Below are 23667 nucleotides of genomic sequence, written 5' to 3' on the forward strand. Positions count from 1 at the left end.
GAGCGGACGACGGGATTCGAACCCGCGACCCTCACCTTGGCAAGGTGATGCGCTACCAGCTGCGCTACGTCCGCACGCCCCCGGCGTTCCCGGGTGACGGATGAGAACTTTAGCCGAGCCGGTGAACGACTGCCAACTCGGGGTCTGGGTCGGCGCGCCCTCTCCCTCTCGGACGGGTCGGTCGTGCCGGGCGCCGGGGACGTCCGGCCCACCCATCGCAGGTTTCCTAGGGAGCTGGACTGGTTTCTCGGTTGACGTCCGGCCGGCACGGTCCGGCATGAACCGACGGTCGGTGTGGCCTCGGAGCGAAAGGCCGTTGACCGGCGGCGACGGACCTCGTCGACGGGCGGCGGACCTCGACGAACGTGACCCGGAAACCGGCCCACGGCACCTGCGGAAACTGTCCGGATTCCGACTCTTGCCCCACGAATCGGACGGTAGCGGTAACTGTTCGTGTTCGGGGGGATGGGCTACGGTAACGGTCGTGACGAGACGTGCGGCCGAGATCCGCCTGGATGCCCTGCTGCGCACCGCCTGTGACGTGATCGTGGAGCGCGGTCTGGCCAACACCCGCACGGCGGACGTGGCACAGGCCGCCGGCGTGAGCCAGGCACTTGTGTTCTATCACTTCGCCACCAAGGAGCGGTTGCTCGCGCAGGCGTTCGCGTACGCCGTCGAGCAGGATCTGGCGCGCCTCGACGCGGTCACCCGCTCCTCCGCCCCGCCGTTGACGAAGCTCCGCCGCATTCTCAAGCTCTACACCCCGGCCGGCCGGGCGACCTCCTGGTCGATGTGGATCGACGGCTGGTCCGAGTCGCTGCGCACCCCCGAGCTGGAGAAGGTGTCCCGCCGGCTCGACCTGCGCTGGCGGCAGGACCTCGCCGCCGTGATCTCCGCCGGGGTCGCCGACGGCACCTTCCAGTGCGCCGACCCGGAGGGGGCCGCCTGGCGGATCAGCGCCGTGATGGACGGCCTCGCCGTACAGCTCGCCGTGCACGACCGGGTGATCTCCCGCCGGCAGCTCGGGGAGTGGGTACGCCTGGTCACCTCACGGGAGCTGGGCCTGGCCCCGACCGACCTGGACTGAGCGGGCCGGGCGGGGCGACACCGATCCCCGCAGCGGGCAGCACGACCCGGGCTCCGCTGCGGGCAGCACGACTCGGGCTCCCGGGCCGGGCAAAACGGCTCGGGCCACCGCCGGCGAGGAGAACAATCGACGGCATGGATCTACTGGAGGCGTACCGCCGGAGCCTGGCCGAGTTCGTCGACCGGGTGGACCAGATCGGGCCCGGCCAGTGGGCCGAGGAGACACCGTGCCCGGACTGGGACGTCCGCACCCTTGTCAACCATGTGGTCGGCGAGGACCGGTGGAGCGTGCCGCTGCTCGCCGGCCGCACCATCGAGGAGGTCGGCGACCGCCTCGACGGTGATGTGCTCGGCGCCGACCCGGTCACGACGGCGCGGGAGGCGACGGCGCAGGCCGAGATAGCCGTCACCCATCCCGGCACGATCGACCGCACCGTGCACCTGTCCGCCGGCGCGACCCCGGCCGCCGAGTACGTCCAGCAGCTCCTCGCCGAACACCTGGTGCACGGCTGGGATCTGGCGGTGGCGATCGGCGCCGACCCGCGCCTGGACCCGGACGCGGTGCACGTGTGTGCCCAGTGGTTCGCCGGCCGGGTCGACGACTACCGCCGCGACAAGCTGGTCGGCGACGGCGCACAGGTGCCCGCCGGCGCCGACGAGCAGGACCGCCTGCTGGCCGCCTTCGGCCGCGACCCCGACTGGGCCCCGGGCGACTGAGCGGTCACCGTCGGGGCCCCGTGTTTGTCGGGCCCACGTCACCACCGTCGTGCGCGAGCACCCGGTGGTCCATCACCCGCCGCCACAGCGGCGGGACCAGCGCCACGACCGCCATCGTCGCGTGCCCGGCGGGCAGCGGCGGTGAGGCGGCGAAGCTGCGCCGCGTCTGGTAGCGGGCGGTCTTTGTGAAGTCGACCTATCTCGATTGAGTGGCGCATCAGCGACCTCGGGCCTTGCCGCCACTCCCACCGACTGATATCCACAGATGCGCATGCGTCACCGCGCTGTGTCGGTCGGCAGCCGCCGGCCCTTCCGCTCCCACGAGGAGGTCCCGTGCCACAACCGGACTGGTCACCCCCGATGAGCCGGCGTCGACGCCGGCTCATCGCCGTCCTGGCGACTACCGCGACCATCGCCGCGCTGCTACCCACAGGCGCGAGCACCGCGGCCCCCGCCGGCGGCACGCCGTCCACCCAACGCTCGTCCGGACCGTTCGCCGAGGGCAACCACGAACCCGCCGACCTCGACAACCGCCCCGGTACGGCGGCACCCGACGCCCGGCAACGCGGCCTGGCCCGCGCCGCCGATCCCGACGTGCGGTGGAACCGGTTCGGCACCCCGCAGGCGCTCGGCCCCGGTCGTACCCCCCTCGCCAGCGGACTGCCAGGCGACCCGGAGGCCGCCGCCCGCGCCTACCTGAGGACCAACCGTGACCTGTACGGCATGGACGCCGCGACGGTCGCCGACCTGGAACGGGTGCTGGTCCGACCGATCGGCAGCGGCGCCGTGGTGACCCTGCGGCAGCACTTCGGCGACCTGCCGGCCGGGCCCGACGGCCTGGTCACAGTCGCGGTCTCCGGCGGCTCGGTGCTCGCCGTCAACTCCTCGCTGGCCCGCGACACCAGCGCACCCGCCCCGGCCACCCGCACCGCCGAGCAGGCGTACGCCGACGCCCTCGCCGACGCCGGGCTGACCGCGACGGCCGTGGCCAGCCACACCGTGCGCGCCGTGGCCGTGCCCACCCCGCTGGACGGGCCCCGGGCGGCCTACGAGGTGACCATGATCGGCGCGGACACCGACCACCCGGCCGCGTTCACCAGCTACGTGGACGGCAGCACCGGAAAGGTGCTGGTCCGCGAGGACCTCGTCGACTTCGACTCGGACAACCCGAGCTGGGCGGTCTTCCCGGCCACCCCGCCCCGCGACCTCGCCGCCGGGCAGGACCCCCGGGTGCGCTGGTGCGGCGACCCGGCTCCAGGCTGCCAGGCCGCCCAGCGGGACCCGGCCACCGGCCAGCCGTGGGACGTCGACGCGACCACCGGCACACCTACCTTCACCTCGCGCGGCAACTCGGCCAACACCGTGCTCTCCTGGGGCGCCGGCACCCCTGTCGTCCCGGCCACCCCCAGCCCGGAACGCCGCTACGAGTACCCGTTCACCGACCAGTGGCACCAGGCGAAGTGCAACCCGGAAGTGTTCACGTCCGCGCAGCGCAACGACGCGGACGCGGCGATCGCCAACCTCTTCGTCATGCACAACCGCATGCACGACTGGGCGTACCAGTTGGGCTTCACCGAGTCGGCGTGGAACCTCCAGGCGGTCAACCTGACCCCGTCCGGACTGGGCGGCGACGCCGAGCAGGGCCGCGCCCAGCAGGGCGCGCTGACCGGCAACCGCAACAACGCCAACCAGGGCACCGGGCGCGACGGCCAGCCGCCGACCACGAACATGTACCTGTGGCAGCCCCAGGCCGGCGGCCCGTACCCGCCGTGCGTTGACGGCGACTACGACATGACGGTGATCGGCCACGAGTACACGCACGCCATCACCAACCGGATGATCGCCGGCCCGGACAGCGGGATCGGCGGCCACCAGGGCGGGGCGATGGGTGAGTCGTGGGGCGACCTGCTCGCCGGCGAGTACCTCTACCAGAACGGGCTGCGCGCCCCCGGCGAGACGCCCTTCGTCACCGGCGGCTACGTCACCGGCAACCTGGTCAGCGGCATCCGCAACTACGACCTGAGCCGCAGCCCGCTGAACTACTCCGACATCGGTTACAACACCGGTGGCCCGGCCGTGCACGCCGACGGGGAGATCTGGGGCGCGACCAACTACCGGGTCCGCTCGGCGCTTGTCAAGCGGTACGGCCTCGGCACGCCGCAGCGGCAACTGGAGTGCGCACAGGGCAGGGTCGCCGCCGACAGGTGCCCGGGCAACAGGCGCTGGTCGCAACTGGTCTTCGACTCGTTCCTGCTCCAGGCGGCCAGCCAGGTCAGCATGCTCGACATGCGCGACAACATGCTCACCGCCGACCTGCTGCGCTTCGGGGGCGCGAACCAGGACCTGATCTGGGCCGAGTTCGCGCGCTCCGGGATGGGCCGCGACGCCGCCACCAACGGCGCCGCGGACACCGACCCGACGCCGAGCTTCGCCTCGCCCCGCGGCGGCAACGCGACGTTCACCCTGCGCCCCCGAGGGGACAGCGTCGACGCGCCGATCCGGGTGTACGTCGGGGCGTACGAGGCGCGGGCCACCCCCATCGCGGACACCGATCCGGCGACGCCGATCCCGGACACGGTGGAGCTGGTGGCCGGCACGTACGACCTCCTGGCCGTCGCGCCCGGCTTCGGGCACCAGCGGCTCAGCGTGGTCGCCGAGGCCGGCCGGACCGGTTACGTGGACCTGCGGATGAGCCGCAACCTCGCGTCCACGGCCTCCGGGGCCACGATCACCGGCGACGGGGTCAACCTGGACCGGATCGCCGACGACACCGAGGCGACGAACTGGGCCTCCCTGGACGGGGTGGCCGGCCGGCAGCTCACAGTGGACCTGCCGGGCGACGGCCCGCAGACGGTCAAGCGGGTGAACGTCAGCGCGATGCTGCGTCCCGCGATCACCGGGGACGCCGACACCGGCAGTCAGAACGCGCTCACCGCACTGCGCTCGTTCGCGGTGTCCGCGTGCGACGCGACGACTACCGACTGCACGGATCCGGCGCGCTGGCAGCGGATCTACACCAGCGCGGGCGACGCGTTCCCCGGCGGGGCGTACCGGGCGTACAGCCGCGACATCAACCTGCGGACGTTCGCGGTGCCCGCCACCCTGGCCACCCATCTGCGCCTGGAGGTGCTGGCCAGCCAGTGCACCGGCGGCCCGCAGTACGCCGGTGAGCAGGACGACGACCCGGCCACGACCACTGACTGCGCGACCGCCAGCCCGGCCCGTGCCCAGGTCAGGATCGCCGAGTTCCAGGCGTTCACGAAGTGACACCGTCGGGGCCGGCGGATCTCCGCCGGCCCCGACACCTCCGGGCACAGCGGCGGCGGTCGCCGGGCCGGCCGGCATGACCCCGGGTCAGCGGCGGGCCGGCCGCCAGGGGTCGGCCGGTGCCTGTCGCTCCCAGAGCCGGTCCACCGGCGGGTCGTCCTCCACCGCCGTCGCGGCCCGGGTGAGGTGGCGCAGCCGCAGCAGCAACCCCAACCCGAGCGAGAGCAGCAGCCCGCCGAGCAGGAACGCGGCGTGCACCACGCCGAATCCGCCGGTCTGGGAGACCGGACGGCCGGCGCCGGCCGCGGGTGGCGCGGCGTCGATCGGCTGGTCCGCTACCGGCTCGTCGGCCGGGCTGCTCTCCTCGGCCTGCTCGCTCGGGGGGTCGGTGGGCTCCGGTGGTGTCGGGGTCGGCTCGGCCGATGCGCTTGGCGTGCCGCCCACTCCCACCACCGAACGGGTGGCCGTCTGGCGGGCCAACAGGCGCAGGTTGACGTCGTACGCCTCGGCGGCGAGGGTGACCCGTCCCTGGGTGACGTCCTCGTCGAAGGCCACCCGGTAGCGGGCGGTCACCGTGCGGCCCGGGCAGAGCGTGCCCGGGTCGAGTTGCCTGTCGGTCAACCGGGCCACGTCGCCATCCGCCCGGATCTCCAGCGGGAAGTCGCCGGTCTCCTCCACCCGGTCCATCTTCACCTGGTCGAGCCGGATGCCCTGCACGCGGAGCACCATCGACCAGCGCACCTTCGCGCAGCGGCCGCGCCGGTCCGTCTGCGAGACCACCGCGGAGATCGTGCGGACCTGGTCCCCGGCGGTGAACCGGGCCGGTAGGCCGCTCATCTCGGTCGCGAAGGCCGCCTGCGCCGGAGCGGCCAACGCCAGCTCCACCCCGCTCAGGCAGGCCAGCACCACCCCGATCCGTAGCGCACTTCGCCACACCGTCACCACAGCCGCCCTCCGTTCGGTCGCCTCCACCCCGCAACGCTAGGAGCGCGGTGTCGAGGGAGCCAGACGGGTGTGTTCGCACCGGGCGGCAAGGAGAGGGGGCCTTATCACCGACAGTGGTGAACCGGTCACCGGGCCCCGCGACACGCCCGGCAGTCGGCCGCTGGGACAATCGCCAGCGTGTCCGAGCTCTCCAGCACGTTCGTCCGGCTGCACGCCCGGCTGGCCCCGGTGGCGTTCGTACCCGAGGTGCGCCTGCACCAGGCGGACGAACCGATCGGGCTCTGGGAGCTGACCGAGGGTGAGTTCTCCAGCGACCGGCCGCCGCCGTTCTGGGCCTTCGCGTGGGCCGGCGGGCAGGCCCTCGCCCGGTACGTCACCGACCACCCGGAGCTGGTCGCCGGCCGCCGGGTGCTCGATCTCGCCTCCGGCTCCGGTCTGGTGGCCATCGCCGCCGCCCGGGCCGGAGCGGCGTCCGTGCGAGCCGTCGAGGTGGACGAGCTGGCGGTCGCGGCGGTCGCGCTCAACGCCGAGGCCAACGGGGTACGCGTCGACGCCGAGTTCGGCGACATCCTCGACGGCGACGCGGGCGACGCCGAGGTGGTGCTCGCCGGGGACGTGTTCTACAGCGAGGCGATGGCCCGCCGGGTGCTGCGCTTCCTGCTGCGGGCCGCCCGGGCCGGGGCGCCGGCGCTTGTCGGTGACCCCGGCCGGGCGTTCCTGCCCCGGGACCGCTTCGACGAGCTGGCCGCGTACGACGTGCCGGTGCCGGAGGCCCTGGAGAGTGTCCGGGTGAAGCGCACCACCGTCTGGCAGTTGCGCGCCGGCCTGCCGGGGGCTGCCGGCTAGCGTGTCGACGTGCTGTTCTCCGGCTGGGCGTCCGAGGTCGAGGCACCCTGGCCGGACGTCGCCGAGGTGACCGACCACGTCGGCGTACGTCACCTCGTCGTCACCCGGCACGCGCTGGTCCGCCAGGTCCTCGCCGACCCGGTCCGCTACCGACCGGACAACGCCCTGGACGCGGTGACCCCGATGCCGGTGACCGCGCTGCGGGTGCTCGCCGGGCACCGGTTCCGGCTACCGCCGACCCTCGCGAACAACTCTGCCGCCAGCCATCCCGGAATCCGGGCGATCGTCGCCGACGCGCTGCACCCCACCCGGGTCGCCGCGCAGCGGCCCTGGCTCACCGCACTGGTTCGGGATCGGGTGGCCCGGCTGCGTGCCGCGCTCGACGCCGGTGCGCCTGTCGACCTGTACGCGGACCTCGCCGCCGACCTGCCCCTGCTGGTGCTGGCCCGGCTGGTGGAACTGCCCGACGCGCCGGTCGGCGCGGTCAAGGAGTTCGCCCGGGCGGCGCTTGAGTTGTTCTGGGCGCCCCTGGACGACGACAGGCAGGTGGCGCTCGCCACCGAGGTGGGCCGTTTCCACGGCGTCCTGCGTGAGTTCGCTGCCACCGGCGGTGGCCTGGCCGCCGAGCTGCGCGCGAACGGCCACCCACCGGACGTGGTGGTCGGCGCGCTCTTCTTCCTGTTGGTCGCCGGTCAGGAGACCACCTCGCAGTTCCTCACCCTGCTGCTGCACCGGCTGGCCGGCGAACCGGCGGTACGCGCCGGTCTGCGCACCGGCGATGTTGCGGTCGCCGACGTCGTCGAGGAGGGCCTGCGCCTCGAACCGCCCATCGTCACGTGGCGTCGCGTCGCGGCGGTCGACGGCACGCTGGGTGCGGTCACCGTGCCGGCGGGCACCAGCATCGTGCTGTGGCTGGCCCGCGCCGGCCGGGACCCGGCGATCGTCGAGTCGCCCGACGAGTTCCGCCCGGGGCAGCGCGGGTCGCGCCGGCACCTGGCGTTCGGGGCGGGTGCGCACCGCTGCGTCGGGGACGTCCTGGCCCGGATGGAGGCGGCTGTGGTGGTGGCCGAGGCGACGTCGCTGCTGGACGGGGTGACAGTGCTCCGGCCGCCGTGGTGCCCGGACAACCTCACCTTTCGGATGCCTGACGCGTTCGTGATCCGCCGTGGGCCGCAGAGGACCGGGCTGACCGGATCCTGACATTCACTCGGTATGTTTCCGGGCGTGTCCGCCACCCCTGTCCGTCGGATCCTCGCCGCCGCAACGCTTCTGGCCCTGCTGGCGCTGAGCGCCTGCACAGTCGGACCGGCGTTCCACGCCCGGCAGATCACCGCGGCCCCGCCGAGCCCCGCGGTTCCGACAAGCATGCCGTCGGCCCCGCCATCCCCGTCGGCCGCGCCGACGACGACCCGGCCCGCCCACGGGAGCCTGGACTGGTACCTGTCCCAGGTGCCGACCTTTCCCGAGGCGCCGCCGCCGCAGCCGGTGCCGCTGACCGCGACCGGAGCGCTCCCGTTCTGGCACCGCCTGCCGACCGAGCAGAAGGTCGCCTTCATCACCATCGACGACGGTGGGCTGGCCCGCCCGCCCGCGGTGGCCGAATTCATCTGGCGGGCGCACATCCCGGTCACGATGTTCCTGAACTCACCGGCGGCCGAGGAACACGACGTCTACTTCCGGCAGATCCAGGTGGCCGGCGGGGTCGTGGAGAACCACACGATCAGCCACACCTCGCTGGCCGGCCGGTCGTACGACTACCAGAAGCAGGAGATTTGCGGCGCCGCGGACAGGCTGGAGACGCTGTTCGGCAAGCGGGCGACCCTGTTCCGCCCCCCGTTCGGCGAGTACGACAGCACCACGCTTACCGCCGCGCGGGACTGCGGCGCGAAGGCGGTCCTGCACTGGTCCGAGACCGTCCACGAGGGCAAGGTGCGCTACCAGACCCCGGAGAAGGTGGTCCAACCCGGCGACGTGCTGCTCATGCACTTCCGACCGGCGCTGATGGACGACCTCCTCGCGGCGTTGAAGGCGATCCACCGGGCGGGGCTCACCCCGGCGCTGCTGGAGGACTACATCCGCTGACCCGGGCGGCCTGACGAAAGTCAGGGTCGGGTGCTGTCCTTCGGGCGCGGCGGACCGGCGTGGCGGACGCCTAGCGTCAGCGCATGATCACATTACGTGGGTTGACGAAACGGTTCGGGCCGACAGTCGCGGTCGACGCGCTGACAGTCGACATCGCGCCCGGTCGGGTCACCGGTTTCCTCGGCCCCAACGGCGCCGGCAAGTCCACGACCATGCGGATGATCCTCGGCCTGGACCGGCCCACCTCCGGAACGGCGCTCGTCGACGGCCGGTCGTACCGGGAGCTGCGGCGACCGCTGCACGAGGTGGGCGCGCTGCTCGACGCCCGGGCCATCCACCCCACCCGGTCCGGGCGCGCGCACCTGCTGGCCATGGCCCGCAGCAACGGCATCCCCGCCCGACGGGTCGACGAGGTGCTCGACACCGTCGGGCTGGACGCGCGTGCCGCCGCCAAACCGGGCCGTACCCTCTCCCTGGGCATGGGCCAGCGGCTCGGCATCGCCGGAGCGCTGCTCGGCGATCCGCCGGTGCTGATGTTCGACGAGCCGGTGAACGGCCTCGACCCGGACGGGGTGCGCTGGGTGCGGCACCTGTTGCGCTCCCTGGCCGGGCAGGGCCGCACGGTCTTCGTCTCCAGCCACCTGATGAGCGAGATGCAGCTCACCGCCGACCAGCTCGTGGTGATCGGCCGGGGACGACTGCTCGCCGACGCCCCGGTCGGCGACGTCATCGCGGGCAGTGGGAACGCCGTACGGGTCCGCAGCCCGCACCCGGAAGGGCTCGCCACCCTCGCCGCACGTCTCGCCGCGCACGGCGCCACAGTCGACCCGGCCGGCCCGGACGAGCTGACAGTCACCGGCACCACAGTCGACCGGATCGGTGACCTGGCGTACGAGCTGGGGGTGCGGTTGCACGAGCTGAGCCCGCACGGCGCGTCGCTGGAGCAGGCGTTCATGGAGCTGACCGCCGACAGCGTCGAGTACGCCGGCGGCCCGACCGGAGGTGACGCACGATGAGCACAAAGACAGTGGTGGGCAGCCGTCCCACCGCCACGCCGGCGGTAAGCGCGCCGGCCGCCTTCCGCGCCGCGGTGGCCGCCGAGTGGACCAAGCTGGTCTCGGTACGCAGCACCTGGTGGACGATGCTGGCCGGGCTGCTCGTGATGGCCGCGAGCGCCGGACAACTCGCCATCTACGCGGCCAACGCCAACACCAACGACGACCCGGCCGACGACCGGGGCATCGTCGCCGCCGGAAGTGTGCTGATCGACGCCGTCGACCTGACCCAGTACGCCGTGCTGGCGCTGGGCCTGCTCGCCATCACCACGGAGTTCACAAGCGGCACCATCCGGACCACCCTGCAGTGCACCCCGGCACGCGGCCGGGTGCTCCTGGCCAAGGCCGTGGTGGCCGGCGCCGTCACCTTCGTCCTCGGACTGCTGCTCGGCGGTGTCGCCGTCCTGGTCGCCCGGCCGGTGCTCGGCGAGTGGGGCAGCGCGCCGCTCGCCGGCACGATCGGCGACATCGTGGCGGTGGCGACCTACCTGGCCCTGGTCAGCGTCCTCGCGCTCGGCCTGGGCGCGGCACTGCGCAGCGCGGTGCTCACGATCGTCGTGCTCTTCGCCACCCTGATGATCGTGCCGCTGTCCCTGCAGGAACCGGACATCGCCGTCCTGAACCGGATCGCGGACGCGTTCCCCGGCGTGGCGGGTGGGCACTTCATGGCCGGCGACACCGACCCGTATCCGGGCTCGGTGGGGTTGCTGGTGCTCGCCGGTTGGGCGGGCGCGGCCCTGCTGCTCGGCCGGGCCGCCCTGCGCCGCCGCGACGCCTGAGGCAGTGAGCGGGGGCCCGCGCGGCCCCCGCTCACTGCTCGACCAGCCCCGCCTCGTACGCGAGGATCGCCGCCTGCACCCGGTTCCGCACGTCCAGTCGGGTGAAGATGCTTGTCAGATAGCTCTTCACGGTGCCCTCGACCAGGTGCAACCGGCGGGCGATCTCGGCGTTGGACAGCCCCGCCCCGACCAGGGCCAGCACCTCACGTTCCCGCTCGGTCAGCCCGGCCGTCCGGTCCCGCGCGGCGGGTCGGCGCGCCAGCCGCCCGGCCCCCAACTCGATCACCCGACGGGCCACCCTCGGCGACAGGTACGCCCCGCCGTCCGCTACCGCGTGCACCCCGGCGATCAGCTCGCGCGGGTCGCCGGACTTGAGCAGGAACCCGCTGGCGCCGTGCCCGAGCGCGCGGGCCACGTGGTCGTCCTCGCCGAAGGTGGTCAACATGAGCGTCGCGGTGGCCGGCGCGACCCGGTGGATCTCGGCGGCCGCGGCCAGTCCGTCCAACCGGGGCATCCGGATGTCCAGCAACGCCACCCGGGGTCGGTGCGCGCGCACCAACTCCACCGCGGCCCGCCCGTCGCCGGCCTCGGCGACCACCTCGATGCCCGGATCGGAGGCGAGGATGGCCCGGACGCCGGCCCGGATCATCGCCTCGTCGTCGGCGAGGACCACCCGGACCGGCGCCGGCACTGTCGTGTCGGTGTTCACGACTCGATCCGCTCCTTGCTGGCCAGTCGGCCGTCGGTGAAGCAGAGCCGCCACGTCGGCTCGGCGAGGGGGAAGTTGCCGTCGGTGTAGTACTCGCAGCCCGGCGACGACACGCCGAGCGGCGGCGTGAGCTGCCGGCGGGGCAACCCGGGCAGGTCGGCGCGCTCGGTCCCGGGCCGCATCCGGTCGTACGCCGACTCGTCCAGCACCGTCCCGGCCGTGGCGAACGAGTAGTAGAGCAGCGACAGGACGAGCCCGAAACCGGCCGGGGCGGCGAGGGCCGTCAGCAGGCTGCGCCGAGCCCGCCGACGCGCCTCCCGCAGCCGACGCTCGGCGTCCGCCGGCCGTTCCGGGCCCCCGCCGACCAGGGCGGCACCATCGAACGTCGCATCGATCACGGCCCCCGCCGGAGCGGGCAGCCCCGACCAACCCGCGCCGGAGCGCGATTCGACGGGCAGCGGCAGCCGGGCGCGCACCGCGAAGCCACCATCGGGTGACGGGCCGGCATCCAGTACGCCACCGGCCAGCCGGACCCGCTCGGCGAGGGCCAGCAGGCCACTCCCCGAGGAGGCCGGTCGGGGCAGCGGGCCGGCCGGCGGCGACGCGTTGCGTACCCGCACCTCCACCCCGTCCGCGTCGCGGGCCAGGGTGACGGTCACCGGCGCGCCCGGGGCGTACCGGGCCGCGTTGGTGAGCGCCTCCCGCACCACCTGATGGGCGGCGGAACCGGTCATCCCGGGCAACTCCACGGTGTCGGGCGGGGCGTCCAGCAGTACCGCCATCCCTGCCTCCCGGGCCCCGGCCACCAGGTCCGCGACGGTCTCGCCCACCGGGCGGACGCCGGCCGGACCACCCTCCTCCCGCAGCACCCCGATGATGCCGTGCAGGCGTTCGGTGGCCGCGGCGACGCTGGCCCGCAGCTCACCCACTGCCGTCCGGTGCTCCGGGGCGAGGTCGTCGGCCAGCTCCAACGCGGCGGCCCGCACCGCGATCAGGCTGAGATCGTGGCCGAGCGAGTCGTGCATCTCCTCGGCGATGCGGGCCCGCTCCCGCAGCCGTACCCGCTCCGCAGCGCCCCGCCGCTCCCGCGTCAGCGCCTCGACGTGCCGGCGGCCGGCGTCGGCCAGCTCCTGCTGCTGTCGCCGGTACCGGCCCACCAGCCAGGGGAACACCCCGGCGAACAGCAGCACCGAAGCGAGCAGGAACCAGGTCGCCGCCCCGGTGCCGAGCAACCCCAGGTTCAGCACCGTGCCACCGAGGGCGATCACGCCGAACAGCACGGCCGCCGGCGCGGGACCCGCACTGCGGCGCCCGCTCAGATAGCTGAACACCGGGATGGCGAAGACGAAGTTGCCGTCCACCAGCGAACCGAGCACCACCAGCAGCAACCCCGCCAGCGGCCAGCGCCGCGCCGACGCCACCGCGGCCGCCAGCAGCGCCAGCGAACCCAGCAGCAGCGCCACGTCGAAACGCGGGTACGGCGGACTCAGCCGGGCAGCCGCGATCGGGGCGGACACCACCGCCCACAGCAGCACGTCCAGCAGCGGACGCCGCCACCGCCCGGGCACCGACCGGTCCAGGATCCTCACGGCGGCCAGGCTACCCACGCCCGACCTGCGCGGACACCGACGAAAGTCAGGTGTTCAGCTGCTCTCCTCGGCCCAGACGCGCCAGTCGTCGAGCACCCCGTGCAGCGCCGGCGTGAGCCAACCCGGCGCCGACCGCCGGAACACCCCCGGGTCGATCGCGCCCGCGCCGGCCGGCACCGCGCCCAGCAGGTTCGGCACCAGGTCGGTCAGGTTCGTCCAGTGCACCAGCTCCGGCGACGCCGGCCAGGCGCCGATCACCACGCCGGCCGGCACCGCACGACGGTCCAGCGCCTCCAGGGTCAGCGCGGTGTGGTTGAGCGTGCCCAACCCCGCGCGGGTGACCACCACCGCGGGCGCGCCGAGCGACACCGCCAGATCGGCCATCGTCCACGCCTCGCCGGACGGCCGCAGCCCCATCGGCACCAGCAGGCCACCGGCCCCCTCGACCAGGACCAGGTCGTGCTTGTCCGCCTCCTCCCGGACGGCGTCCACCGCCGCGTACAGCTCCAGCGGCGGCAGGTCCGCGACCCGGGCGGCGGCCAGCGGGGCGAGGGGATCCGGAAAACTCGCAAGCGTACGACCGGTCAGCGGGGCAGCCAGCCGATTGACCGCGTCCACGTCGCCCGGCTCCCCACCGGCCGTGCCGGTCTGACCCGGCTTGACCACCGCCACCCGCAGGCCGGCGGCCTGCGCGGCCGCCGCGATCGCCGCGGTGACCACCGTCTTGCCCACCTCGGTGTCGGTGCCGGTGACAAGCACCGGCCCCTCCCACGCGCTCACGGCGTCGCCTCGGTTCGCGACTGCGGGGCTCGCAAAACCGGCTCACTCCTCGCGCTCACCGGACCACACTCCACGATGACGTCCAACGCCCGCTCGAAATCCGACCGGGACACCCCGGCGCTGACGGTGAGGCGCAGCCGGGAGCGGCTGTCCGGGGTGGAGGGCGGCCGGAAGCAGCCCACCGCGACTCCCCGGTCCCGGCAGTCGGCCGCCCAGGCGGTCGCCGCCTCCGGGCCGGGCGCCGCCACCGAGATCACCGCCGCGTCCGGCGCGGAGACGGCAAGGCCGGCCGCGCCCAGTCGACCGACCGCCAACGCCACCCGGTCGGCCAGCTCGGCGCGCAGATCGTCGCCGGCCCGGGCCAGCCGCAGCGCCGCGTGCACACCGGCCGCGACGGCCGGCGGCAGCGCGGTGTCGAAGATGAACGTACGGCTCGTCTCGACCAGGTGTCGGACGAACTCCGCCGGGCCGGCGACCACCCCACCCGCCCCGCCGAGTGCCTTGGAGAGGGTGGCGGTGACCACCACGTCCGGCTCGCCGGCCAGCCCGGCGGCCGCGACCGCGCCGGCCCCGGACGGCCCGGTCACGCCCAGTGCGTGCGCGTCGTCGACAAGCAGCAGCGCGCCGTAGCGGCGGGCCACCGCGTGCAGGTCGGCAAGCGGCGCGAGGTCGCCGTCGACCGAGAAGACCGACTCGGTGACCACCACCGCCGGGCGTCCCGGCGCCACGGCCAGCGCGGCGGCCACCGCCGTCACGTCGGCGTGCGCGCTGACCACCGTCTCCGCGCCGGAGATCCGGCAGCCGTCGATGAGCGACGCGTGGTTGTGCGCGTCCGAGACGAGCAGGGTCCGGGGCTGGACGAGGGCCCGCAGCGCGCCGAGGTTGGCCAGGTATCCGGAGGAGAAGACGAGAGCCCGGTCGGTGCCCAGCCACTGCGCCAGCTCGTTCTCCAGGGCCTCGTGCGCGTCGGTCGAACCGCGCACCAGCCGCGACCCGGTCGCTCCCAGCCCGTACGCCGACAGTGCCGCCGTGGCCGCGGCGGTGACCTCCGGGTGGGTGGCCAGGCCGAGGTAGTCGTTGCCGGCCAGGTCGGTCATCCGGTCGTCGGCGGGACGCGGGTGCAGCCGACGGGTCAGGCCGGCCTTCGCCCGCAACTGCGCGCGACGATCGAGCGCCGCCAGCCAGTCCGCCACCGTCACCCCTTCACCGCCGTCCGCGCCGGTCACGCCGACACCCGCCGGGCGAAATTACCACCCGCCACCACCGACCCGGCGAATCCACGGCACGCGGGGCCACCCACTGGTGAAGCCGAGGAGCGAGCGACCACCCAACGTCAACGATCAGTGACTCGCTGCCACCGCGCCGTCGGCGCGGCGTCGCTGGTGGAGATCGACCGGACGGCAGGTCGTACCCGCCTGACCGGGGGCCTTGTAGGGTACGAGCCATGCCAGAGATCCTCGACCAGGCCCGCACCCAGGTCCTGGGTGACGGCGTCGGCCTCGACCAGGCCGGCGTCCTCGCCGTGCTGAACCTGCCCGACGAGCACCTGCCCGCCGCCCTCCAGCTCGCCCACGACGTGCGGATGCGGTGGTGTGGCCCGGAGGTCGAGGTCGAGGGCATCGTCTCGCTGAAGACCGGCGGCTGCCCGGAGGACTGCCACTTCTGCTCGCAGTCGGGCCTGTTCACCTCCCCGGTGCGCTCGGTCTGGCTGGACATCCCGTCGCTCGTCGAGGCCGCGAAGCAGACGGCGAAGACCGGGGCGACCGAGTTCTGCATCGTCGCGGCGGTGCGCGGCCCGGACGACCGGCTGATGAAGCAGATGCGCGAGGGCGTCGCCGCCATCAGGGCCGAGGTCGACATCCAGGTCGCCGCGTCGCTGGGGATGCTCTCCCAGGAGCAGGTCGACGACCTGGTCGACATGGGCGTGCACCGCTACAACCACAACCTGGAGACCTGCAGGTCGTACTTCCCCAACGTGGTCACCACCCACTCGTGGGAGGAGCGGTGGGAGACGCTGCGGATGGTCCGCGACTCCGGCATGGAGGTGTGCTGCGGCGGCATCCTCGGCCTCGGCGAGACCGTCGAGCAGCGCGCGGAGTTCGCCGCGCAGCTCGCCGAGCTGAACCCGCACGAGGTGCCGCTCAACTTCCTCAACCCGCGCCCCGGCACCCCGCTCGGCGACCGTCCGGTGGTCGAGGGCAAGGACGCGCTGCGGGCCATCGCCGCGTTCCGGCTGGCCATGCCGCGCACCATCCTCCGGTACGCGGGCGGCCGGGAGATCACCCTCGGTGACCTGGGCACCCGCGACGGCCTGCTCGGCGGCATCAACGCGGTGATCGTCGGCAACTACCTGACCACCCTGGGTCGGCCGGCGACCGCCGACCTGGACCTGCTCGACGAGCTGAAGATGCCGGTCAAGGCCCTGTCCGCGACCCTCTGAGCTGAACCGGTGAGGACGACGTGACCGAGGTTGTGGCAGCACAGCGCTGGTGTGACCGCTGCGGTGAGGACGCGTCGGCCGCCGGGCACGAGTCGTGCGCGGCGGCCCGGGCGCTGGAGCCGCCGCGCTACTGCCCGGCTTGCCGACGCCGGATGAAGGTGCAGGTGCTGCCGGTCGGCTGGTCGGCGGTCTGCGTCGAGCACGGCGAGAGTCGGGGCTGAACCGATGCTGCGTGGGCGTGCGGTGACCCTCCGACCGGCGACAGTCGCGGACGTGCCGGCCCTCGCGGCCATCCGGGCCGACCCGGAGGTACGCCGGTGGTGGCGCGGCGGCGACGACCTGACCGCCGCCGTCCACGCCGACCTGGGCGACGACGACCTCGCCCTGTACGCCGTCGAGCACGACGGCCGGCTGATCGGTGCGATCCAGTGGCACGCCGAACCGGACCCGGACTACCGGCACGCCAGCCTGGACATCTTCCTCGACCCGGCGGTGCGCGGCGCCGGGCTCGGCGTCGACGCGATCCGCACTCTGGCCCGGCACCTGATCGACGAGTACGGCCACCACCGGTTCACCATCGACCCGGCCGCGGCGAACAGCGCGGCCATCCGGGCGTACGCGAAGGTGGGTTTCCGTCCGGTGGGCATCATGCGCCGCTACGAGCGCGGCGAGGACGGCCGCTGGCACGATGCCCTGCTGATGGACCTGCTCGCCGACGACCTGACCGACTGAATCGGAGGGGCGTGCCCGGCACCGCATGGTGCCGGGCACGCCCCGGTTATCCGTGAAGGGAGTGACGCCTAGCGCTGGAGGGTCAGCACACCCGGCCGCCACGGCAGCCGGTTGTAGTCGCCGCTCGCGTTGGGGTCCTTGCCCTGGTACAGCAACTGCAGGTTGCAGGCGTCGACGGTCTTGGTCTGGTCGGGGTTGGTGCGGACCAGGTCACCGTGGCTGATGTCGTTGGTCCACGTCGCGCCGCTGTTGGCCTTGCCGGCGAACGGGTTGCTCTCGCTGGCGGCCTGCGGGGTCCACGAGCCGCCCAGGCTGCTGGACGTGAACGACCGGAAGTAGCGTTGCCCCTGGCTTCCGATCGCCTCGACGATCATGAGGTACTGGTTCTGGCCCTGCACCTTGTAGACCTCGACGCCCTCGAACAGATTGTTCGTCGAGTCGGTCATGACAGTCGTGTAGCTCGAGCCGAAGCTGCCCGGGAAGTTCCCGAGCGGCATGCTCGACCGGTAGATCTTGCCGTTGTCCCCGGCGAAGAACAGGTACATGTTCTGGTCGTCGCCGATGAGGGTCTGGTCGATCACGCCGTACGGGGCGTCCGGGAGGGTGGCGGTGGACAGCGTCTGCGCCGAGGACCAGCCGTTGGCGTTCGTCGGGTCGCTCGACGTCTTGTAGCTGAACGAGGTCGGTCCCCACTGGTACGCCAGCACCCAGGTGTTCTTCGGGGCGAAGTACAGCAGCGTGGGCGCCACCGTGCCCTGACTCATTCCGGTCTGGCTGGCCGAGGCCATGTCGGACCAGTTCGTGAACAGGCCAAAGTTCATCGAGCCGTACGAGCCGCTGCTGTTGACGTTCGACGCGTAGACCAGGTGCTTGCCGTTGTAGACGACGTTTGTGAAGTCCTTGACCGAGAGCCAGCCGTTCTTCGGGCTCGTCAGGGCGCCTGTCGACGACCACCGGTAGGTCGACGGGAGCGCGCAGCCGCCCGGCGGCGCCGTGGTGGGCGGCGTGGAGGTCGGCGGCGCGGAGGTCGGCGGCGCGGAGGTCGGCGGCGTGGTGCCACCGAAGTCGGTCCGCCACTGCTGGTTGGTCTGCCCGTGGCAGTCGTACAGCTGAACCTGCTGGCCGTTGCCGGTGCCCCAGACGTCCAGGCACCGGCCGGACTGCGCGCCGCTGATGGTGCCGTTGGAGTTGATGTTCCACTGCTGGTTCGACTGGCCGTTGCAGTCCCAGATGATGATTCCGGTGCCGTTCGCGGAGCCCGCGCCGTTCGCGTCGAGGCACTTGCTGCCGTAGACCCGCAACTGCTTGCCGGTGGTGTACGTCCACTGCTGGTTCGACTGGCTGTTGCAGTCGTAGAGCTGGACGCGTGTGCCGTTGGTCTGCGTGGAGTTGGGCACGTCGATGCACCGGCCCGACTGCACGCCGGTGATCCGGCCGGTGCCGCCACTCGGCGGCGGGCTCGTGGTCGGGCTCACCGTCGGACTCACGGTTGGGCTCACCGTCGGGCTCGCGGTCGGGCTCGAGGTCGGGGGGGCCGCGTTGAGCGCGTTGAGGACCGAGTTGTAGGCGGCCTTCTTGTTGCCGCCGCCGTCGAAGAGCAGCGGGCTCTCGTTGGAGCGCCAGGAGTCGCTGTCGCGTACGCCCCAGACGGTGATGCCGATGCAGCGCGGAACGTTCAGGCACGCCTGGGTCAGTCCGGCGTACTGGGTGGTGGAGGAGTTGGTGACGTCGACCTCGGTCAGCGCCACGTCCACGCCGAGCGCGGCGAAGCTGGACAGCGTGGTCTGGAAGTTGCTCGGCAGCGAGCTGCCGCCGGTGAAGTGGGTCTGCAACCCGACGCAGTCGATCGGCACGCCACGGGACTTGAAGTCCTGGATCATGCGGTAGACGCCCTGCGTCTTGCCGTACGACCAGTTCTCGATGTTGTAGTCGTTGTAGCAGAGCTTGACCGACGGGTCGGCCGCCCGCGCGGTGCGGAACGCCACCTCGATCCAGTCGTTGCCGGTGCCCTGGAGGTTCGACGAACGACGGCTGCCGTCCTCGTTGAACGCCTCGTTCACCACGTCCCACGCGGCGAGCTTGCCCCGGTAGTGGCCCATCACGCCGTTGATGTGGTCGATCATCGCCTGACGCAGGGTGCTGCCGTTCAGGCTCTGCATCCACCCCGGCTGTTGCCCGTGCCAGGCCAGGGTGTGCCCACGGACCTTCAGGCCGCGCTGGGTCGCCCAGTTGTAGATCTGGTCACCGGAGTTGAAGTTGAACTGGCCCCGCTGGGGCTCCGTCGCGTCCGGCTTCATCTCGTTCTCGGCCGTGATCATGTTGAACTCGCGCGCGGCGATCGTGCTGTACGTCGAGTCGCCGAGTCTGCCCGCCGCGATGGCGGTGCCGAAGTACCGGCCCGACTGCGCGGCGGCCGCGCCGAGCGTGGTCGCGGCGGCGTTCGCCGAGGGCATCATCACCGCCACGGCGGCCACAGTCACGACGCTGAACGCGCCGGCGAGCAGCGCTCGGACGGCGGGCGATCGCCGTCGCCGAGTCCGGCCGGGATGATCGGTTGGGCTCATTGCCATTTCGGCCTCCTAATTGGCCAACACCAGGGCCGCCGAGGCGGGACGACCGGAGGTCTCGGGGGGAATCCAACTCAGTCGATGCTTGCACACGCGCCAGCCCGGGCAATGATGTTTCGGAAAAGTTTCGGAACCGCGTCGGGCCGGCCGGCGATCGGTGACCTGGACCTGCTCGACGAGCTGAAGATGTCGGTCACGGCCCTGTCCGCGACCCGCTGAGCTGACCGGTGCGGACGACGTGACCGAGCTCGCGGAGCGACGGGCCTCAGCCGACCCGGCACAGGTGCCCGTCCGGGCGCCGACGGGCACCCTCGGCGGGCTGGTGTGGGCTGAGCCGTCCCCCCGGCAGGAGGTGCGTCACAGGCGTCTCGTGGCCGATCACCGCGACGTCGGCGATCAGCCGACGATGGCATGCCCCGTATCCCGCCGGCTTATCCCCGGTCCGCGGCGAGATCACGGCAACTGTCCACGATCCGGGGTCAGGTGAGCGGTGCGGTGGGTTCCGACCGCTGCGGCAGCCGCCGGGCGGCGTTGGTGGCGAGCACCCCGGCGACCAGCGCGGTCAGCACCCCGACCAACTGGATCGCCTGTCCGGTAGCCACGTCGGCCCCGTGCCGCCCGAGCAGGTTGTCCACGCCGGTGGGGCTGATCGCGAACCCGACGGCCACGAACAGGCCCAGCAGCGCCCCCACCGCGGGCGAGAAGCGCCACGGGGCGAGCGCGACGAAGAGAGCGCCGGCCAACAGAATGATCATCCCGGGTGGTACGGCGATGGGGAACTCGACTCCGGCGGCCCACAGCACGCCGATGCCCGCGGCGCCGACGACGAGGCCGGCGATGGTGAAGGTCCGTGCGGTAACAGTCATCTCACCACCCTGGTCCGACGCGATCCGGTCCGCGTCCGCCCGGCGACGTCATCCCTGGTACGACTGTGCGCGTACGACGGGCGCAGATCGTGGACAGTTTCCGTTCTGGCTGAACGGAAACTGTCCTCGATCTCGAAGGTTCGAAGCCTCAGGCCACCGTGCAGGCGGTGGTGTTGACGGTGAAGGCGGTGGGCTTCGGGTTGGTGCCGGTGTGGTTGCCGTTGAAGCCGAAGCTCACCGACGCGCCCGGCGCGATCGTGCCGTTGTAGGACAGGTTCGTCGCGGTGACCGCGGCGCCGGTTTGGCTGACCGTCGCCGACCAGCCCTGGCTGACGGTCTGCCCAGCGGGGAAGCTGAACCGCAGCGTCCAGCCGTTGATCGCGGTGGTGCCGGTGTTGGTGATCGTCACCGTGGCGGTGAAGCCGGTGCTCCAGTCGGTGGTGGCGTACCCCACCGAGCAGGTGCCGCCGACCGGGGCGGGCGCGGTGGTCACCGCGACCGGCGCGGACGCCGCGGAGGTGTTGCCCGCCGCGTCCACCGCCACCACGTAGAACTGGTACGCCGTCGAGGCCGTCAGCCCGGTGACGGCGAGCGTGCTGCCGCTCGGCGAGCCGACGAGCGCGTCGGTGGCGCCGGCCTCGCGGTAGACCCGGTACCCGGTGACGCCCACGTTGTCGGTCGACGGGGTCCAGGCCAGGGTGAGCCCGGTGGCGGTGACCGCCGAGGCGACAGGGGTGCCGGGTGTGCTCGGCGCGGTCGTGTCGGCGGAGCCGGTGGGCGGTGTGGTCACGGCGAGCACAGGTGAGGCCGCCGACCGGTTGCCGGCGCCGTCGCGGGCCACGACGGCGAACTCGTACGTGTGCTCCGGCAACAGTGTCGAGATGGTGAGCGTGGTGCCGGTGACGGGCCGGTTCACCACCGTGTCACCACCGACCAGGACCTCGCGGACGTCGTAGCCGGCCAGCCCGCTGCCGCCACTGTCGGTGGATGCGGCCCAGGTCAGGGTGACCGAGCGGGGCGCGAGGCCGGACGCGACGGGCTTGCCCGGAGTGGTCGGGGCGGTGGTGTCCGGCACGACCGGCCCCGGCTCGTCACCCCAGACACGGGTGGTGCCGGCGTAGAGCGGCACCTTGCGGTTGGGTCCGGCGGTGGCCTGGTACGACGGGTCGTTGGTCGGGTCCCAGGTGCCGCCCTCCGGCACACCGATCTTGAACTGGATCTCCATCCGATGCTGCGACTGACCTGCCGGGGCGATGGTGTACCCGGTGCAGTCGACCTCGACGTACCAGATGTCGCCGCTGTACTGCTTGGCCGTGGTCGGGGACGGGCAGCCCTGGGTGTAGCCGGCGGTGACCTGCACCGGGCCCGTGCCGTCGGGACGGAAGTAGTACCGGAACTTCCCGTTGGTAAGCGCCCGGGCCGGGAACGCCGACTTGTTGTAGACCATCACCTTGAGCCCGGTGGCCCGCGGCTCGGCCTGCGTCACTGTGGTCTCCACCGTCAACTCGTCCATGTCCGGCGTCTCGGCGACCGGGAAGTTGGCAAGCGGGCTGCCGCCGTACTCGGAGGTCAGCCGGACCAGCGCGGAGGTGAAGCCGGCGTTGTAGTCGGTGGCCACCTCGTTCATCACGTAGTCGGACCGGCTGTCGTTGTACGCGTCGTTGGCCGAGGACGGGCCGCCGACAAGCGCGCCGTAGAGGGTGTGCCGGGTCTGCACGGGCACGGTCTGGCTGTCCCACCAGGACCCGTGGGCGGTGCGGTGGTGCGGGTTCTTCGGTGCGTTGGCGCCGAACCCGATGACGTAGCTGGAGCTGCGGGGGTTGTCGCCGAGCGCGTAGTTGATCTGCCGGACGGCGAAGTCGTGGTAGCGCGCCTTACGGGCGGCGTCGGTGGTCTTGTCGCTGTAGACAAGCGCCGCGAAGGACGTGTTGGCCGCGTAGCGCAGCGCACCCCAGGAGTCGAGCACCGCCATCCCGCCGGGCGAGTACGGAACCCGCTGCCCGTTCACGCCGACGGTCCAGTAGTCCAGCCAGCGGTTGGCGTCGTCGACGTACTTCTGCTTGCCGGTCAGGTTGGCCAGCAACACGTACGCGCCGAACTGCTTGTTGTCCCAGGCGATGGTCCACTTGTAGGAGCGGGTGGTGGACTGCGGCTCGGTGCCGAGCTTGTCGTACTCGCTCTCGGCCTTGCTGAGGTAGCTGGCGTCGCCGGTGGCCCGGTACAGCCAGATGGCGGCCCACACCAGCTCGTCCTGCCAGCCGCTCCACGACTTGTAGAACGACGCCGCGTCGGTGATGCACTCGCTGTAGGACTTCCGCACCGTGTCGGCGAAGGTGTAGAGCTGCCGGGCGTGGGTGAGCAGCTTGTCGGCGTAGGTCGCGTCGGTGGGCCGGAACACCATCGAGGAGGCGGCCATCGCGGCCGCCGTCTCGCCGGCGAGGTCCGCGCCGCCACAGCTCGCATCGATCTTGTACGCGGGACGCGCCATCGGCAGCACCTCGGCCGGACCCCACCACTTGTGGTCGTCGTCGCCCTTGCCGACCTGCCCGTAGAGGACATTTGCCGACGGGTGCGCCTTGATGAAGTAGTCGTTGACGAAGCGCAGGTTGTTGAGCAGGTGCGGCAGTTGGCCGGAGGCCGTGTAGCCGCTGCGGTACTCCACCGCGCCCCAGGCCAGCATGGTGGCGCTGAACGCCATCGGGAAGCCGAACTTCACGTGGTCGCCGGCGTCGTACCAGCCGCCGGTGAGGTCCAGCCCGGCGCCGGCGCCGTCGGTGAGCGCGGAGTCGCCGCGCCAGGAGACCCGGTTCCAGTCCGGCAGCTTGCCCGACTGCTGCGCCTCGTAGAAGAGCAGCGACTTCTGCAACGCCTCGGCGTAGTTGAAGGCGGGAGCGGCGGACGCGGGGCCGGCCGGCGGCGCGGTGACCGCGAGGGACAGCCCGGTGAGCAGGGCGAGGCCGGCGGTCAGCAGTCGTCGGGGCCAGGGCTGGTCTCGCACCGGCTGCGCGGGCCGCCGGCGAATCCGTGCCGGGTAGGACATGGCGCACTCCTGTCGGTGGTGCCGCCGGGCAGCCCGATCGAGCGGGACGGCTTCGGGTGTACGGGTTGCCCGGCGGCTGTGGTGGTGGAGTCGGAGGCGCCTCGGGAGCGCTCCCACAGATGGACGTCAATCTAGCCCGGAGCTGGCGACTTGTGAAGAGTCGACGG

At 72.6% G+C, this 23667-nt stretch carries 19 protein-coding genes and 1 tRNA gene; 11 read left to right on the plus strand and 9 right to left on the minus strand.

The window, feature by feature from the left end; genetic code table 11:
- Position 1: 1 nt before the first annotated feature.
- Positions 2-74: transfer RNA gene (locus ACLQ26_RS21035), tRNA-Gly, on the minus strand.
- Between the two features lie 410 nt (positions 75-484).
- Between ACLQ26_RS21035 and ACLQ26_RS21040 the strand changes: the two genes are divergently transcribed.
- From ACLQ26_RS21040 to ACLQ26_RS21050, 3 genes are all read left to right on the plus strand, one after another.
- Entirely contained in the window at positions 485-1087 is a 603-nt protein-coding gene (locus tag ACLQ26_RS21040) for a TetR/AcrR family transcriptional regulator (RefSeq protein WP_363682436.1), read from the plus strand.
- Between the two features lie 134 nt (positions 1088-1221).
- A complete protein-coding gene (locus tag ACLQ26_RS21045) occupies positions 1222-1803 on the plus strand; it encodes a TIGR03086 family metal-binding protein (protein ID WP_425746057.1) in 582 nt (193 codons plus the stop codon).
- A gap of 333 nt (positions 1804-2136) precedes the next feature.
- Positions 2137-5070, plus strand: a complete 2934-nt coding sequence (locus ACLQ26_RS21050; protein WP_425746058.1) for a M36 family metallopeptidase — start codon at positions 2137-2139, stop codon at positions 5068-5070.
- An 87-nt stretch (positions 5071-5157) separates the two neighbouring features.
- Here ACLQ26_RS21050 and ACLQ26_RS21055 read toward each other — a convergent pair whose 3' ends face one another.
- Positions 5158-6042 (minus strand): hypothetical protein, encoded by an 885-nt coding sequence (locus ACLQ26_RS21055; RefSeq protein ID WP_425746059.1) that lies wholly within the window; start codon positions 6040-6042, stop codon positions 5158-5160.
- 150 nt (positions 6043-6192) lie between these two features.
- Between ACLQ26_RS21055 and ACLQ26_RS21060 the strand changes: the two genes are divergently transcribed.
- The 5 genes from ACLQ26_RS21060 to ACLQ26_RS21080 all read left to right on the plus strand — a co-directional run bounded on the left by ACLQ26_RS21060 (position 6193) and on the right by ACLQ26_RS21080 (position 10777).
- Positions 6193-6861, plus strand: a complete 669-nt coding sequence (locus tag ACLQ26_RS21060) for a class I SAM-dependent methyltransferase (protein WP_363682428.1) — start codon at positions 6193-6195, stop codon at positions 6859-6861.
- Between the two features lie 9 nt (positions 6862-6870).
- Positions 6871-8061 carry a cytochrome P450 gene (locus ACLQ26_RS21065; protein ID WP_425746060.1) on the plus strand — a complete coding sequence of 397 codons (1191 nt, stop codon included), beginning with the start codon at positions 6871-6873 and terminating at the stop codon, positions 8059-8061.
- Positions 8062-8085: 24 nt separating this feature from the next.
- Entirely contained in the window at positions 8086-8943 is an 858-nt protein-coding gene (locus ACLQ26_RS21070) for a polysaccharide deacetylase family protein (RefSeq protein ID WP_425746061.1), read from the plus strand.
- An 83-nt stretch (positions 8944-9026) separates the two neighbouring features.
- Positions 9027-9959: an ABC transporter ATP-binding protein gene (locus tag ACLQ26_RS21075; RefSeq protein ID WP_425746062.1), complete on the plus strand. Its 933-nt coding sequence runs from the start codon at positions 9027-9029 to the stop codon at positions 9957-9959.
- The gene (locus tag ACLQ26_RS21080) at positions 9956-10777 is read left to right on the plus strand and encodes an ABC transporter permease (protein ID WP_425746063.1); all 822 of its coding nucleotides are present in this window, start codon (positions 9956-9958) and stop codon (positions 10775-10777) included. Before ACLQ26_RS21075 ends, ACLQ26_RS21080 begins: the two co-directional genes overlap by 4 nt.
- 31 nt (positions 10778-10808) lie before the next feature.
- Here the strand turns inward: ACLQ26_RS21080 and ACLQ26_RS21085 are convergent, their stop codons facing one another.
- Genes ACLQ26_RS21085 through ACLQ26_RS21100 form a run of 4 tightly spaced genes read right to left on the minus strand, consistent with a single transcriptional unit; the run spans position 10809 to position 15048 of the window.
- Positions 10809-11426 (minus strand): response regulator, encoded by a 618-nt coding sequence (locus ACLQ26_RS21085; protein WP_425746249.1) that lies wholly within the window; start codon positions 11424-11426, stop codon positions 10809-10811.
- A gap of 56 nt (positions 11427-11482) precedes the next feature.
- Complete coding sequence (locus tag ACLQ26_RS21090) at positions 11483-13075, minus strand: sensor histidine kinase (protein WP_425746064.1); 1593 nt, start codon at positions 13073-13075, stop codon at positions 11483-11485.
- 54 nt (positions 13076-13129) lie between these two features.
- Complete coding sequence (gene bioD, locus ACLQ26_RS21095; protein WP_425746250.1) at positions 13130-13834, minus strand: dethiobiotin synthase; 705 nt, start codon at positions 13832-13834, stop codon at positions 13130-13132.
- Between the two features lie 17 nt (positions 13835-13851).
- Positions 13852-15048, minus strand: coding sequence for an 8-amino-7-oxononanoate synthase (locus tag ACLQ26_RS21100; protein WP_425746251.1), 1197 nt, complete (start codon positions 15046-15048; stop codon positions 13852-13854).
- A gap of 251 nt (positions 15049-15299) precedes the next feature.
- On the opposite strand from ACLQ26_RS21100, the gene bioB reads away from it, so the two are divergent.
- The 3 genes from bioB to ACLQ26_RS21115 are packed head-to-tail and all read left to right on the plus strand — an operon-like array spanning position 15300 to position 17027.
- The gene (gene bioB / locus ACLQ26_RS21105; RefSeq protein ID WP_425746065.1) at positions 15300-16295 is read left to right on the plus strand and encodes a biotin synthase BioB; all 996 of its coding nucleotides are present in this window, start codon (positions 15300-15302) and stop codon (positions 16293-16295) included.
- Between the two features lie 20 nt (positions 16296-16315).
- The gene (locus ACLQ26_RS21110) at positions 16316-16516 is read left to right on the plus strand and encodes a hypothetical protein (RefSeq protein ID WP_363682414.1); all 201 of its coding nucleotides are present in this window, start codon (positions 16316-16318) and stop codon (positions 16514-16516) included.
- A 4-nt stretch (positions 16517-16520) separates the two neighbouring features.
- The gene (locus ACLQ26_RS21115; RefSeq protein WP_425746066.1) at positions 16521-17027 is read left to right on the plus strand and encodes a GNAT family N-acetyltransferase; all 507 of its coding nucleotides are present in this window, start codon (positions 16521-16523) and stop codon (positions 17025-17027) included.
- A gap of 68 nt (positions 17028-17095) precedes the next feature.
- On the opposite strand, the gene ACLQ26_RS21120 is transcribed toward ACLQ26_RS21115, so the two are convergent.
- The 3 genes from ACLQ26_RS21120 to ACLQ26_RS21130 all read right to left on the minus strand — a co-directional run bounded on the left by ACLQ26_RS21120 (position 17096) and on the right by ACLQ26_RS21130 (position 23500).
- Positions 17096-19597, minus strand: coding sequence for a non-reducing end alpha-L-arabinofuranosidase family hydrolase (locus tag ACLQ26_RS21120; RefSeq protein ID WP_425746067.1), 2502 nt, complete (start codon positions 19595-19597; stop codon positions 17096-17098).
- Between the two features lie 476 nt (positions 19598-20073).
- On the minus strand, positions 20074-20460 hold the full coding sequence (locus ACLQ26_RS21125) for a hypothetical protein (protein ID WP_425746068.1): 387 nt from the start codon (positions 20458-20460) through the stop codon (positions 20074-20076).
- Between the two features lie 148 nt (positions 20461-20608).
- The gene (locus ACLQ26_RS21130) at positions 20609-23500 is read right to left on the minus strand and encodes a glycoside hydrolase family 9 protein (RefSeq protein WP_425746069.1); all 2892 of its coding nucleotides are present in this window, start codon (positions 23498-23500) and stop codon (positions 20609-20611) included.
- Positions 23501-23667 lie beyond the last annotated feature (167 nt).

This window comes from Micromonospora sp. DT43 (assembly GCF_049841645.1).
Lineage (GTDB): Bacteria > Actinomycetota > Actinomycetes > Mycobacteriales > Micromonosporaceae > Micromonospora.

Coding starts and splice junctions, on each gene's coding strand:
- ACLQ26_RS21085 (WP_425746249.1), bottom strand. CDS start 11,426: ATGATCCGGGCCGGCGTCCGGGCCATCCTCGCCTCCGATCCGGGCATC.
- ACLQ26_RS21045 (WP_425746057.1), top strand. CDS start 1,222: ATGGATCTACTGGAGGCGTACCGCCGGAGCCTGGCCGAGTTCGTCGAC.
- bioB (WP_425746065.1), top strand. CDS start 15,300: ATGCCAGAGATCCTCGACCAGGCCCGCACCCAGGTCCTGGGTGACGGC.
- ACLQ26_RS21115 (WP_425746066.1), top strand. CDS start 16,521: ATGCTGCGTGGGCGTGCGGTGACCCTCCGACCGGCGACAGTCGCGGAC.
- ACLQ26_RS21075 (WP_425746062.1), top strand. CDS start 9,027: ATGATCACATTACGTGGGTTGACGAAACGGTTCGGGCCGACAGTCGCG.
- ACLQ26_RS21130 (WP_425746069.1), bottom strand. CDS start 23,500: ATGTCCTACCCGGCACGGATTCGCCGGCGGCCCGCGCAGCCGGTGCGA.
- ACLQ26_RS21125 (WP_425746068.1), bottom strand. CDS start 20,460: ATGACTGTTACCGCACGGACCTTCACCATCGCCGGCCTCGTCGTCGGC.
- ACLQ26_RS21120 (WP_425746067.1), bottom strand. CDS start 19,597: ATGGCAATGAGCCCAACCGATCATCCCGGCCGGACTCGGCGACGGCGA.
- ACLQ26_RS21080 (WP_425746063.1), top strand. CDS start 9,956: ATGAGCACAAAGACAGTGGTGGGCAGCCGTCCCACCGCCACGCCGGCG.